This is a genomic window from Sphingomonas kaistensis, from assembly GCF_011927725.1.
GTDB lineage: Bacteria > Pseudomonadota > Alphaproteobacteria > Sphingomonadales > Sphingomonadaceae > Sphingomicrobium > Sphingomicrobium kaistense.
Genome location: NZ_JAATJC010000001.1, coordinates 2,243,815 through 2,256,346 on the forward strand (window position 1 = coordinate 2,243,815; position 12,532 = coordinate 2,256,346).

A 12,532-nucleotide genomic window follows, 5' to 3' on the forward strand; every position below is an offset into this window, starting at 1 on the left:
GGATAGTTACGAATGCGGAATGCTCGCCTGACGATCACGACCTCATCACTGGCCCTGGCGCTCGGCGCGCTTTTCGCCGTCCCGGCCCACGCGCAGGATGCTGCCGCCCAGGCGACCACGCCGGTCACCGACGCTCCGACCACGGTCCAGACCCCGGACTGCCCGGACGAGAACCAGGATGGCACCTGCGATCCGGCTTCCACGCTGAACAACGCCGACACCAGCGCCCAGACCGATGGCGAAATCGTCGTGACCGGTTCGCGCATCCGCCGCGACGAATACAGCACGGTTGAGCCGATCACGGTCATCACCGCCCAGGAAATCACCCAGTCGGGCTTCAACAGCGCGACCGACGCGCTTCAGAGTGGCGCCGTGACGCAGGGCGCCAGCCAGATCACCAATGCTTACGGTGGCTTCGTCACCGACGGCGGCACCGGTGCCAACACACTCGGCCTGCGCGGCCTCGGACCGGCGCGTACCCTGATCCTCCTCAACGGCCGCCGCCTGGCGCCGGGCGGAAGCCGTGGTTCGGTCCTCGCAGCCGACCTCAACGTCCTTCCGACCGCAATCGTCGAGCGGATCGAAGTGCTCAAGGCCGGCGCCTCGTCGATCTACGGTTCGGACGCCATCGCGGGCGTCGTGAACATCATCACCGACCGCAAGCTGACCGGGCTCACCATCGATGCGCAGGCGAACGTGCCTGAGATCGGCGCCGGCGTCGACAAGCGCGTTGCCGCCAGCTTCGGCATCCAGATCCCCCGCCTCAGCCTGGTTGGCTCGGTCGAGTACCGCAAGCGTGACGCCCTGGCCCGCAACCAGAGCGAGTTCTTCCGCTGCCCGATCGGCGGGTTCCTCGCCGGTGAAGGCACCGCGCTCGGTTCGGACGATTTCATCGATCCGGCGACCGGCCAGCCCAAGTGCTTCACGCTCGACAACGGCGGCGTGACCATCAACACCCTTGGCCTTCCGACCCGCCAGGCGATCGGCCGCACCAGCGGCGCCCTCGGCAACTTCAACCGCTTCGTCCCCGCCCCCGGGCAGACGACCGGTCCGTTCCCGGGCTTCCTCGGCGTCGGCACCTACGACCGCGACACCTTCGACCCGCAGCAGGAGTTCGAGCCGCTCATCACCGGCACGGAAATCCTGACCGGCTACCTGTCGGGCACCTACGACTTCGGCTACCTCGGCAACTCCGAGATCTACGGCGAAGTCCTTGCAACCCGCCGCAAGTCGTCGTCGCCGCTGTATCGCCAGCTGTCGCTCGATTACCTGCGTGGCAGCCCGCTGCTTCCCGAGAATATCCGTGACGGCGTGTTCGCCAACCCGACGGAAACCTCGAGCGGGCAGCAGATCGCCGCTCGTGCGTTCATCGGCTACGGCCTCACCGATTCCAGCCAGCAGGTCGACTACGTCCGTGCCTCGGGCGGTCTGCGCGGCGACTTCTTCTTCAGCGGCTGGCGCTACGACGCGTACGCCGGCAAGTCGTGGAACGATGCCACCTACGACATCGAATCGTTCCTGACGGATCGTCTCGCCAACTCGCTCAACGTCGTTCAGAACGCGGACGGCTCCTTCAGCTGCGCATCGCAGGCCTCCAACCGCGACTGCGTCGCCGCGCCGGCGCTGTCCGCTGCGGTGATCGGTGGCAACCTGCCGCAGGCCTTCCGCGACTACATCGTCGACAACACCATCGGGACCACGGAATTCCGTGAAACCACGCTGGCGTTCGGCGTCGATGGTCCGCTGTTCCAGATGCCGGGCGGAAGCGTCCAGCTCGCGCTCGGCGCCGAGTATCGCAAGCAGCGGATCAACGATCAGCCCGACGCGAACTCGGTTCGTGGCAATCTGTTCGGCCTGACCGCCGGCACCCCCACGGTCGGTTCCGACAGCGTCCGCGAAGTGTTCGGCGAACTGTTCGTCCCGATCGTCCGCGATCTGCCGTTCCTGTATCGCCTCAACGTCAACGGCTCGCTCCGCTACACCGACTACAAGTCGTACGGCGGCGACACGACGTATAAGATCGCGGGTGAGTGGGAACCGGTCCGTGGCCTCGGCTTCCGCGGCAGCTATGGCACGTCCTACCGTGCCCCGGCTCTCGCCGAGCAGTTCCTGGGCGCCACCAGCGGCTTCCTCGGCAGCGACTCCGATCCGTGCAGCGCCCTGCCGGCGGCTGGCGAGCAGTCGCCGACCGAGCAGATCATTGCACGCAACTGCGCGTCGGTCGGCCTTCCGGCGGACTTCGAGCAGCGCAGCGGCATCACTGTCTTCCGGGTCGGTGGCGCGGAAGCCGGCCTCGAAGCGGAAACGTCCACGAACTGGTCGGTGGGCGTCGTCGCCCGTCCGCCCATCCCGGCCTCGATCGGCTCGCTGTCGCTGGCTCTCGACTACTTCGACATCAAGGTCGAAAACGGGGTGTCGGATCTGGCCGGAGGGACCATTCTTAACCGCTGCTATGCGGCCGAGAACTTCGATCCGACCGCGGGCTTCTGCCGCTTCGTCAATCGTGACTCGAACAACATCCTCCAGGTCACCAGCAGCTTCGTGAACCTGTCGGAAAGCATCGTGAAGGGCTTCGAATTCAACGGTCGTTTCGCGACCAAGTTGATCGGGCCGGGTACGCTGACGCTCAACGCCAATGTCACCAAGTACACCGAGCAGTCGTCGCGCCTCTTCCCGGAGGAGTTCCTGGCTGATGCCAACGGCATCATCACCCAGCCGGACTGGGTCGGCAACTTCGACGCCATCTATGCCACGCCGCGGGTGACCTTCCGCTACGGCCTGGACTGGGTCGGCGGCGACAAGGAGCGGACCTACAACTACTTCGCGTTCGACAACCTGACGGGCACGACCGATCCGGAGCTCGTGCAGGCCTATCGTGACTTCGCGTTCCTGGAAGTGAAGGACTACTTCCTCCACAATGCGTCGGTGCAGTTCAACGTCGCGGACCGGTACGAATTCACCGTCGGCGTCCGTAACCTGTTCAACAAGGCGCCGCCTCGGATCACCAACTTCGGTCTGACCACGGTTGGCAACTCGCCGATCTACAGCGGTTATGACCTGGTCGGCCGCTCGTTCTTCGCGAACGTCAACTTCAAGCTCTGATCAGCTTGTAGCGACAACGGAAAGGGCCTCGGGAAACCGGGGCCCTTTTCTTATGCGGTGAGCAGGTAAGAAGAGCAGCGGTGCTGCCCTCGCGCCTGTCAGGCGGCGCCGGTCTCGCTGGCGAGCAGGCGCGGGTCGATGCCTTCCAGCTTGAAGGCGGCCGCCCAGCGTTCGTCGGTAGGGGTATCGAACAGGATGGACGGCGTTCCGGGGCAGGCGAACCAACCGTGGCGGGTCATCTCGTCCTCAAGCTGGCCGGGACCCCAGCCGGCATAGCCCAGCGCGATCAGCCAGCGGGACGGCCCGCGCCCTTCGGCGATGGCGCGGAGCACGTCGACCGTACCGGTCATCGTCCACAGCTTGCCACCCTCGCCATTGACCTGGAGCGTGTCCTCCCCACCCCAATCGTCGGAATGCAGGACGAAACCGCGGCCGGGCTCGACCGGACCGCCATGGTGGATTGGCGCATCGGGCGCGTCCCCCGGTTCGAGCCCGAGTTGCTTGAGCAGGCCGCGCAGGCGGACCCCCGCCCGCTTGTGACTGATGCCGATCCCTACCGCGCCATTCTCGTCATGGACGCACAGCGCGGTGACGCTCCGCTCGAAACGGGGATCGGACATGCCCGGCATGGCGAGCAGCAGTTTCCCGGAAAGAAAGGGAGCGTCCGGCATCGTTTCACCATGCCATGTGCTCGCCGCCGCACAAGCCTTGTTGACGCTCCGCTCGACGGATAGAGCGCCTGCACGGACCATCAGCCACCCAACAAGCAAGGAGCCTCCGCCATGACCATCCAGATCGGTGACCGCATTCCCGACATGCCGCTCGTCATCGCCACGGGCGAAGGCCCCAAGCCGACCACCACGGGCGACTATTTCGGCGGCCGCAAGGTCGCCCTGTTCGCGGTGCCCGGCGCCTACACGCCGACCTGCTCGGCCAAGCACCTGCCGTCCTATGTCGAAAAGGCCGCCGACCTGCGCGGCAAGGGCGTGGACGAGATCGCCTGCACCAGCGTCAACGACGCCTTCGTGATGTCGGCCTGGAACAAGGATCAGGGCAGCGAAGACATCACCATGATCGCCGATGGCAACGGCCAGCTCGCACAGGCGCTGGGCCTGACCATGGACGGTTCGCAGTTCGGCATGGGCAGCGTCCGATCGCAGCGTTATTCGATGATCGTCAACGACGGCGTCGTCGAGCAGCTGAACGTCGAGGCGCCCGGCGAGTATCGCGCGTCGAGCGCCGAAACCCTGCTCGAACAGCTTTAAGCACTCGCGTTTGCGGGAGAGGGTCGGATTCCGGCGGCGCCGGGGCCCGGCCTTTTTCGCGGCACGCCACGGCGCGGCGGATCAGGTCCGCCGCAACAAGCCCCGGCACCACTCGTTGACCGCCCGACCACTCGCGTAACGAGAAGGACAGGGCATGGCCAAGAACGACGACACCCGCCGCCACGACACTCACAGCCAGACCGCGCGCAGCCATCACGGCGGCACATCGCGTTCCGGGGGCGCGACCGGCGCCGACCGCGAACGCCGCCGCGACAGGGTCGTGAACACGGTCAAGGAGCGGCCCTACACGGCGGCCGCCCTCGCTACCGTTGCGGCCGGCGCCGCCGCTTTCTTCCTCACCCGCAGCAAGAGCGACAAGCCGCTGATGAACTGGGGCCAGGAAACGACCGGCAAGCAGCAGGACTTGGCTGCCAGCGATCGCAGCCTCGAGACGGCGTCGACCGCTCCGAGCGGCAGTGCAGGCACCAGCTCCGGCAGCCCGTCGGCGGTTCGCGCTGCCAGCCTGGCCGCGACCGGCAGCAGCACCAACGCCGCGGCAACGCCCGGCACCGATGCCGCCACCGCCAGCACGACCGGGTCTGCCCAGGCGAATGCCGCGACACCCGATGCCGCCGCCAAGTCCGTCGGCGCAGGCCTCGACCAGACCGCGAAGACCGACACTAAGGTTGGGGCGATCTCCTACGGAGCCTAAGCGGCCTTGAGGAATTGATGAAGGGCGTCGGGCACAATGTCCGGCGCCCTTTTCGCATCGGAGAGCTAACCAATGGCCGTTTCCCTCAAGCCCCTATCCGACCAGGTGATGGTGATCGTCGGGGGCTCGAGCGGCATTGGCCTTGCTGCGGCGCGCCGGGCCGCCGCCGCGGGCGCCAGGGTGGTCCTTGCAGCCCGCAATGCCGAGGCGCTGGACGAGGCGGTGGTCGCCATCCGCAACAAGGGCGGACAGGCGAGCGCGCTCTGCCTTGATATCGCCGAGCCGGGTGCTGCCGAACGCCTGCTGATCCACGCCATCGATACGTTCGGGCGGGTCGATACCTGGGTCAACGACGCCGCCGCCGCCATGTACGCGCGGGTCGAGGACGTCACGCTGGACGAGCATCGCCGGGTGTTCGACGTCGGCTATTTCGGCCTGGTCGACGCCAGCCTCGTCGCAGCTCGCCATCTGCGGCCACAGGGCGGCGCGATCATCAACATCGGCTCGGTCCTGTCCAATCGCGCAATCCCCCTCCAGGGGCCTTATTGCGCGATGAAAGCGGCGGTGATGCAGTTCACCGACACCCTGCGCATGGAGCTCGCGCAGGAAGGCGCGCCGGTCGCCGTCACGCTGATCAAGCCCGCGGCGATCGACACCATGTATCCCGAGCATGCCCGCAACAAGCTGGGCAAGCCGGCGCGGCTGCCGCAGCCTCTGTATGACGCCGAACTGGTCGCCAAGGCGATCTGCTTCGCCGCCCAGAAGCAGCGCCGCAGCCTGATCGTGGGCGGTGGCGGGCTTGCGCTGACGAGCCTTGCGCCGTCCCTCCCCCGCCTTGCCGACAAGGGAATGGAGCTGATCGGCGGGGAGGCGATGCAGACCACCGACGTCCCGCCCGCCCCCGGTACCAACGACAATCTGTTCGAGCCGCGCCGCGACGGCCGGGTCGAAGGCAATCAGGAACCGTTCAAGCGCAAGACGTCGCTGCTCCTCGAGGCGCAGATGCACCCGCTCGCCGCGGCGGCGGTGCTGGGATCGGTCGCGGCCGGCGCGCTGTTCCTGTGGGCCAGGGAGGAGAACCGCGACATCGGCACCGCCGAAGCGCACCGCCGGATCAAGGCCGCCGGGATGAGCTAAGGCTCTAGCCCCTCACCCCAGTCGGAGTGAGGGCCTGAAGCGCTTCAGGCCTGCCAGCCGCAGGTCTTGCCCTTGTTCTGCTCTTCCAGCCAGCGCTGCAGCGGGGCAAAATATTCGAGCATCGGCTTGCCGCTCATCTCGCGGGTGCCGGTGAAGGCCTCGAGCGCGTCGGGCCACGGCTTGCTCGCGCCCATCTCCAGCATGGCGTTTAGCCGCTGGCCGACCTGCTTGTTGCCGTAGAAGGAGCAGCGGTGAAGCGGGCCCTTCCAGCCGGACATGTCGCAAGCCGCCTTGTAGAACTGGAACTGCAGGATGCGGGCGAGGAAGTAGCGCGCATAAGGCGTGCTTGCCGGAATGTGATATTTGGCGCCCGGATCGAAGTCGGCCTCGCTGCGCTGGGTCGGCGGGGTGATGCCCTGATATTGCAGGCGCAGCTGGTTCCAGCCGGCCTCATACTGCTGCGGGCTGATCGAACCGTCGAACACGCCCCAGCGCCACTTGTCGACCATCAGGCCGAACGGCAGGAACGCGACCTTGTCCATCGCCTGGCGCAGCAGCAAGCCGGTGTCCTTGCTGGCATCCGGCACCTTGGCGCGGTCGAGCAGGCCGATCTGGACCAGATATTCCGGCGTCACCGACAGCGCGATGAAATCGCCGATCGCCTCGTGGAAGCCGTCATTGGCGCCGTTGAGGTACAGGTACGGCTGCTTGTTGTAGGCGCGCTGGTAGTAGTTGTGTCCAAGCTCGTGGTGAATGGTGACGAAATCGTCGCCGTTGACCTTCGTGCACATCTTGATGCGCAGGTCGTCCTTGTTGTCGAGATCCCAGGCCGACGCGTGGCAGATCACCTCGCGGCCTTCCGGACGCACGATCTGGCTGCGTTGCCAGAAGGTTTCGGGCAGCGGCGCGAGGCCGAGCGAGGTGTAGAAGCCCTCGCCGATCTTCACCATGTCGGTGGGGGTCTTCTTCTTCGCCTTGAGGAGATCGGTGATGTCATAGCCGACGTCGCCGGCGCCCTTGGGCGCGACCACGTCGTAGATGTTGCCCCATTCCTGAGCCCACATGTTGCCGAGGAGATCGGCGCGGATCGGGCCGTTCTTGGGCTGCACGCTGTTGCCATATTTGGCGTTCAGCCGATCACGGGTATAGCAGTGAAGCTGGTTGTAGAGCGGCGTCAGCTCGCCCCACAGCCGGTCGTACATGGCCGAGAATTCTTCCGGACTCATGTCATATTGCGACCGCCACATCGCGCCGCTGTCGGCATAACCGAGTTCCTTGGCGCCCGCGTTCGCGATCTCGACCATGCGGGTATAATCGGTGCGCATCGGGCGGCCGACATTGGTGTGCCAGCTGGTCCACACTTCGGCGGTCTTGGCGGGATTGCGCAGCTCGCCCATCGCTTCCTCGGCGACATCGCCGGTGATGGTCTTGCCGTCGAGCGTGGCGCGGCCCTTGCCGTAGGTCGAGGACAGGCGGGTCGAGATGGTATTCAGTTCGGCCGCGGCGCCCCCGGTCGAAGGCGCTGCGAGCACCAGCGCGCCGCGCAGGATGTTGAGCTTGCGGGCGGTGTCGGGGTCGAGGCCCTGCACCTTCGAGAATTCGGCCGCTTCCTTGGCGTAGGCGACGCCCTTTTCGGTGCCGATGGTGCCGAAGTAAGCGGCAAGCGCGTCGGTGTCGTCGGTGATGTGGGTCGCGTTCACCCAGGCCGCGCGCGACGAGATGGTCGAAAGGTCGAACAGGTCCTTCTCGACGGCCGCGATGAACTGCCGGGCGCCTTCGGGCGTGCGGGCCGCGGCAGTAGCGGGCGTTGCCGCGTCCGCGGCCTGTTCGAGGCGATCCGCCTCGGCTTCCAACGGCAGGTTCCGCCCGGTCGTGGCGCAAGCGCCGAGGGCAAGGGCGAAGAGGGAAACCGAAGCGGCCAATTTCATGGATCTGACGCCTTCAACTAGGGAAGATTAGGTCCAAATCCCTGCGCCTGCCTCACTCCTCCGTCAAGAAGTCCGCAATCGCCTGCCCGAATTCCGATTTGGTGACGCTGGACATGTGCGTTCCCGGCACTTCCACGAAGGTCGCCGAAGGAATGGCAGCGGCCAGCTCCTCGGCCGAGCCATTGTCGTCATCCTCGCTCCCGCACACCACCAGGGTCGGCATGGTGAAGGCCTGAAGCCAGCCCTCGAACGCATCCTCGAAGGATTCCAGCAGGAGCGCGGCGGCGGTCCGGTCGATCTTCTGGCTCTTCATGAACTGGATGGAGAGCCAATGCGGGTCGCCCCGCGGAAGCGTGTCGAAACCTGCGATCGCCTCGAGGAAGAAGGTCTTGCGGCGCTGCCAGTTGCGAAGCCCCTCGAGGCCGGCGCCGCCGAGGACCGCCTTGCCCGGGCGCATCCCTTCGCCGACCGCCTCCACCGTCGTCCGCGCGCCGAGCGAGAAACCGCCAAGATCGAAGTCGGCGAGGCCGAGATGCGCGACGAGTTCGCGGGCGTCGCGCGCCAGCACACCGCGGGGATAATGCTCCGCTCCGTGCGGACGGCCACTGGCGCCGTGGGCGCGAAGGTCGGGCATGATCACCCGCCTGCCCCCGGCGGCAATCCGGGCGGCGTGCCCGAACTTGATCCAGTTCATGTTCGCGTCGGAAAACAATCCGTGGAGCAAGATGACCGGGCGGCCAGCGCCGGTTTCGTGCCAGACCAGGTCAACGCCGTCGGAGGCGGCCCAATGGTGGGTGGTGATGTCGCTCATTCCCAAGCCCCTAGCCGAACTAGTCGGCGATGGCATGGGCTGCCGGACCGCCCTGCGGCGCGCTTGCCTTGCGCAGCAGCAGCACCAGTGGAAGCGCGGCCAGCGTGATCCACATCATCAGCCAGAAGTCGTCGAGATAGGCGATGAACACCGCCTGCCGGGTGACCTCGGCGTTGATCACCGCCAGCGCGATATCGCCTTCCTGCCCGATCCGCTCGAGCAGGCGGGGGTCCATGGTCGGGATGGTCGAGGCCGTGACGTTGCTTGCGATATCGGCGTGGGCGACCTGGGTCATCCGCACCAGCTGCGAGCCGACCACTGCGATGCCGATCGACCCGCCGATGTTGCGTGCGAGGTTGAGCAGCGATGCGGCAGAAGTCCGCATCATCGGGGCCAGCGTGGCGAAGGCGAGGCTTTGCATCACGACGAAGATGAGGCCGATGCCGAGGCCCTGGACGACGCCCGACCAGATCACCGGGCCCGATGGCTGATCGAGCGCGAAGCCGGTCATCATCCACAGGCTGGTGGCCATCAGGCTGATCCCGGCGACCACCAGCAGGCGGCTGTCGAGCTTGCCAACCAGCCGGCCCGCCACCAGCATGGAGATCAGCGTCCCCACCCCGCGCGGGGCCGTGAGGATGCCTGACTGAAGGACGCTGTAGCCGTAGACGTGCTGCAAGAGCGGCGGAAGCAGCGCAAGGCCGGCGAGCAGCAGCACGCCGGTCACCGCCATGAACAATAGCCCGGTCGCGAAATTCCGGTCGGCAAACATGCCGCGTTCGAAGATCGGCGCCTTGGCGGTCATCGTATGGATGACGAACATCCACCCGAAGGCGATGGCGAGCCCCATCTCGATGATGATCTCCCAGCTCTCGAACCAGTCCTGGCTCTCGCCACGGTCGAGGAACATCTGGAGGGAGCCGAGCGCAAGGGCGAGCAAGGCGAAGCCAAGCAGGTCGAAGGGCCGTCGGCTGGTCTCGCTTTCCGGCATCGTCCGCCACAGCATGACTGCGGCGAGCACGCCGACCGGCAGGTTGACGATAAACACCCAGCGCCAGTCGAAGCTATCGGTCAGCCAGCCGCCGAGCACCGGGCCCATGATTGGCCCGATCATGATGCCGCCGCCGAACAGGGCCATCGCCTGGGCGTGCTTTTCGGGCGGGTTAATGTCGAACATGGTCGCCTGCGCCAGCGGCACAAGGAAAGCGCCGGTGACGCCCTGGATGATGCGGAAGGCGACCATCTCGGGCAGCGATGTGGCGATGGCACAGAGCATGGAGGCGGCGGTGAAGCCGATCACCGCCATGATCATCAGCCGCCGCCGCCCAATCCGCTCGGACAGCCAGCCGGCGATCGGGATCGCGATGGCCGAGGCGACGATGTAGCTCGTCAGCACCCAGTTCACGCTTTCCTGCGTCGCCCCGAGGCTGGCCTGCATATGCGGCAGGGCGACGTTGGCGATGGTGGTGTCGAGCACCTGCATCAGCACCGCCAGCATCACCGCAATGGTGATCAGCAGGTGCTGGGTGCGATCAAGCGGTTTGAAAGCGGCGGTCATGGGCGGTGCGCCAGGCCGAAGCCGCGGCGATTACTCCACATCCACAGTGACCGTGGCGCTGAGGCCCGCGATCATCGGCTTGGCGGGCTTGCCGTCGAAGCGGATCCGGACTGGCACGCGCTGCGTCACCTTGACCCAGTTGCCGTTGGCATTCTGCGCCGGAAGGATGGCGAATTCGCTGCCGGTGCCGGCGCCGATGCTGGCGACCCGGCCGGTGAGCTCAAGCCCCGGATAGGCGTCGATCTCGATATGGGCGCGCTGTCCCGGAGCCATGCGCGCCAGGTCCTTCTCCTTGAAATTGGCTTCGACCCACGCGTCGCTGGAGGCGACCAGGCTCAGCAGCCCGATCCCGGGCACCGCCTGCTGACCGGCCAGCAGGCGATCGGTGTTGGCGACCGTGCCCGACGTCGGCGCGCGCACTTCGGTGCGAGCGAGATCGAGCCTTGCCTTGGCGATGGCGGCGCGGGCGGCTGCCTCCCCCGGCTGTTCGCCGCCCGGGGCGATGGCCGCACCGGCATTGGCGGCACGCGACCGGGCGTCGGACAGCGCGGTGCGGGCGCTGGTGACGTCGGCCAGCGCTTCATCGTAGCGGACGCGGGTGGTGAAGCCCTGCCGCAGCAGTTCGGCCTGGCGGGCGAGCGCGCGCTCGTTGATGGTCAGCTGCGCCTGCGCACCGCTGATGTCGGCGCCGGTCCCCGCCGCTGCGGTCACCACCTGGCTCTTGGCCAGCCGGGCCTGCGCCAGCTGCGCCTCGGCCGACAGCAGGGCGACGCGATAGGGCTCGGGATCGATCCGGAACAGCAGCTGGCCGGCACGGACCTGCTGGCCTTCCTTGACCAGTACTTCGGCGATCGGGCCGCCGACCTGCGCGCCGACCGAGGTGATGTCCTGCTTCAGCTGGGCATTGTCGGTCTCGACCTTGCCCTGCCCCGACCACCACATCCATCCGCCTGCCGCAAGCAGCAAGAAGGGCACGACAAGGAACAGCATCAGCCGCTTGCGCTTGCCCGGGGTCTTGGGAGCGATCTCCTCGCCGGCCTCTGCCGTGCCGACGACCTGCTCGTCCTCGAGCGGGGTGCCGGTGATCTTGGTTTCCTGATTCATGCCGATGCCTTCGCGACCGGCGCCAGGCCGGTGATATTGTTTCTGATAGTGGCGAGCAGCGCGCGGGTCCGCTCGACCTCTGCCCGATCGAGCGAGCCGAAAATCTCCGCGGAAAAACGGTCGGCCAGCGCGTGAAGTTTCGTGACCAGCGGCGCGGCGCTGTCGCTCAGGTAAAGCTGCCAGGCGCGCCGGTCGCCGGGATCACGGCGCCGCTCGACCAGATTCGCTTCTTCCAGCTTGTCGACAATCCGGCACAGGGTGATCGGCTCGATATCCATCCGTTCCGCCAGATCCACCTGCCGCTGCCCGGGCTGGAGGTCCAGCCGCGCCAGCACGCGCCATTGCGCGCGGGTGATGCCAAGCTCCGCCGCCCGCCGGTCGAACGCGCGGCGAAGCGCGTGCGAAGTTTCTCCGATATCCCAGGCCAGTTGTTCCATACGCGCCATATAGTAAGGTTGCTTATTAAATCAACGCCGTTGAACCTCCCTCGTTCCCGCCCGTTCGGTCGAGCAAGAGGAGATCAAGAGATGGAAGACGAGCGTATCTGGGCGATGGAAGAGAAGCTGTGGCACGGCGGCGACGAGGTTTACGAGACGTTGGTCGACGAGAACGTCGTCATGAGCCTGCCGTCCGAGCCGTTCCTGTTCACCCGCGATCAGGCCAAGGAAGCGGTCAAGAACACTCCGCGCTGGGAGGAGGTCAGCTTCTCCGACACCAAGGTGAATCGGCCGCACGAAGGACTGATCGTGATCGGCTATCAGGTCGAGGCGAAGCGCGGCGAGGAGACGTATCGCTGCTATGCCAGCTCGACCATGATGCGCCGCGGCCATGAGGATTGGACCGTGGTCCACCACAGCCAGGTGGTGCCGCCCAAGGCGGTGGTCGACGCCTGAGCGACGAGCATCCGAGGACGCC

The 12,532-nt window shown here is 66.6% G+C and carries 11 protein-coding genes; 5 read left to right on the forward strand and 6 right to left on the reverse strand.

Annotated elements, in window-relative coordinates:
- The first annotated feature begins 12 nt into the window (after window positions 1–12).
- Window positions 13–3,102: a TonB-dependent receptor domain-containing protein gene (locus GGQ97_RS11025; RefSeq protein WP_168069564.1), complete on the forward strand. Its 3,090-nt coding sequence runs from the start codon at window positions 13–15 to the stop codon at window positions 3,100–3,102.
- Window positions 3,103–3,200: 98 nt separating this feature from the next.
- Here the strand turns inward: GGQ97_RS11025 and GGQ97_RS11030 are convergent, their stop codons facing one another.
- The gene (locus tag GGQ97_RS11030; protein WP_168069566.1) at window positions 3,201–3,773 is read right to left on the reverse strand and encodes a YqgE/AlgH family protein; all 573 of its coding nucleotides are present in this window, start codon (window positions 3,771–3,773) and stop codon (window positions 3,201–3,203) included.
- Window positions 3,774–3,884: 111 nt separating this feature from the next.
- On the opposite strand from GGQ97_RS11030, the gene GGQ97_RS11035 reads away from it, so the two are divergent.
- From GGQ97_RS11035 to GGQ97_RS11045, 3 genes are all read left to right on the forward strand, one after another.
- Window positions 3,885–4,367: a peroxiredoxin gene (locus GGQ97_RS11035; RefSeq protein WP_168069568.1), complete on the forward strand. Its 483-nt coding sequence runs from the start codon at window positions 3,885–3,887 to the stop codon at window positions 4,365–4,367.
- A gap of 154 nt (window positions 4,368–4,521) precedes the next feature.
- Window positions 4,522–5,079 (forward strand): hypothetical protein, encoded by a 558-nt coding sequence (locus tag GGQ97_RS14555; RefSeq protein WP_168069570.1) that lies wholly within the window; start codon window positions 4,522–4,524, stop codon window positions 5,077–5,079.
- Window positions 5,080–5,151: 72 nt separating this feature from the next.
- Window positions 5,152–6,216, forward strand: coding sequence for an SDR family oxidoreductase (locus GGQ97_RS11045; RefSeq protein WP_168069572.1), 1,065 nt, complete (start codon window positions 5,152–5,154; stop codon window positions 6,214–6,216).
- 44 nt (window positions 6,217–6,260) lie between these two features.
- Here GGQ97_RS11045 and GGQ97_RS11050 read toward each other — a convergent pair whose 3' ends face one another.
- Genes GGQ97_RS11050 through GGQ97_RS11070 form a run of 5 tightly spaced genes read right to left on the reverse strand, consistent with a single transcriptional unit; the run spans window position 6,261 to window position 12,063 of the window.
- Window positions 6,261–8,144 (reverse strand): M2 family metallopeptidase, encoded by a 1,884-nt coding sequence (locus GGQ97_RS11050; RefSeq protein ID WP_168069574.1) that lies wholly within the window; start codon window positions 8,142–8,144, stop codon window positions 6,261–6,263.
- Between the two features lie 52 nt (window positions 8,145–8,196).
- The gene (locus GGQ97_RS11055; RefSeq protein WP_168069576.1) at window positions 8,197–8,955 is read right to left on the reverse strand and encodes an alpha/beta fold hydrolase; all 759 of its coding nucleotides are present in this window, start codon (window positions 8,953–8,955) and stop codon (window positions 8,197–8,199) included.
- 19 nt (window positions 8,956–8,974) lie between these two features.
- Window positions 8,975–10,513, reverse strand: a complete 1,539-nt coding sequence (locus tag GGQ97_RS11060) for a DHA2 family efflux MFS transporter permease subunit (RefSeq protein ID WP_168069578.1) — start codon at window positions 10,511–10,513, stop codon at window positions 8,975–8,977.
- A 30-nt stretch (window positions 10,514–10,543) separates the two neighbouring features.
- A complete protein-coding gene (locus tag GGQ97_RS11065; protein WP_280740517.1) occupies window positions 10,544–11,617 on the reverse strand; it encodes an HlyD family secretion protein in 1,074 nt (357 codons plus the stop codon).
- Complete coding sequence (locus GGQ97_RS11070) at window positions 11,614–12,063, reverse strand: MarR family winged helix-turn-helix transcriptional regulator (protein WP_168069580.1); 450 nt, start codon at window positions 12,061–12,063, stop codon at window positions 11,614–11,616. Before GGQ97_RS11070 ends, GGQ97_RS11065 begins: the two co-directional genes overlap by 4 nt.
- 81 nt (window positions 12,064–12,144) lie before the next feature.
- Here GGQ97_RS11070 and GGQ97_RS11075 point away from each other — a divergent pair, with 81 nt between their 5' ends.
- Entirely contained in the window at window positions 12,145–12,510 is a 366-nt protein-coding gene (locus tag GGQ97_RS11075; protein WP_168069582.1) for a DUF4440 domain-containing protein, read from the forward strand.
- Window positions 12,511–12,532: the final 22 nt, after the last annotated feature.

Coding starts and splice junctions, on each gene's coding strand:
- GGQ97_RS11025 (WP_168069564.1), top strand. CDS start 13: ATGCGGAATGCTCGCCTGACGATCACGACCTCATCACTGGCCCTGGCG.
- GGQ97_RS11030 (WP_168069566.1), bottom strand. CDS start 3,773: ATGCCGGACGCTCCCTTTCTTTCCGGGAAACTGCTGCTCGCCATGCCG.
- GGQ97_RS11035 (WP_168069568.1), top strand. CDS start 3,885: ATGACCATCCAGATCGGTGACCGCATTCCCGACATGCCGCTCGTCATC.
- GGQ97_RS14555 (WP_168069570.1), top strand. CDS start 4,522: ATGGCCAAGAACGACGACACCCGCCGCCACGACACTCACAGCCAGACC.
- GGQ97_RS11045 (WP_168069572.1), top strand. CDS start 5,152: ATGGCCGTTTCCCTCAAGCCCCTATCCGACCAGGTGATGGTGATCGTC.
- GGQ97_RS11050 (WP_168069574.1), bottom strand. CDS start 8,144: ATGAAATTGGCCGCTTCGGTTTCCCTCTTCGCCCTTGCCCTCGGCGCT.
- GGQ97_RS11055 (WP_168069576.1), bottom strand. CDS start 8,955: ATGAGCGACATCACCACCCACCATTGGGCCGCCTCCGACGGCGTTGAC.
- GGQ97_RS11060 (WP_168069578.1), bottom strand. CDS start 10,513: ATGACCGCCGCTTTCAAACCGCTTGATCGCACCCAGCACCTGCTGATC.
- GGQ97_RS11065 (WP_280740517.1), bottom strand. CDS start 11,617: ATGAATCAGGAAACCAAGATCACCGGCACCCCGCTCGAGGACGAGCAG.
- GGQ97_RS11070 (WP_168069580.1), bottom strand. CDS start 12,063: ATGGCGCGTATGGAACAACTGGCCTGGGATATCGGAGAAACTTCGCAC.
- GGQ97_RS11075 (WP_168069582.1), top strand. CDS start 12,145: ATGGAAGACGAGCGTATCTGGGCGATGGAAGAGAAGCTGTGGCACGGC.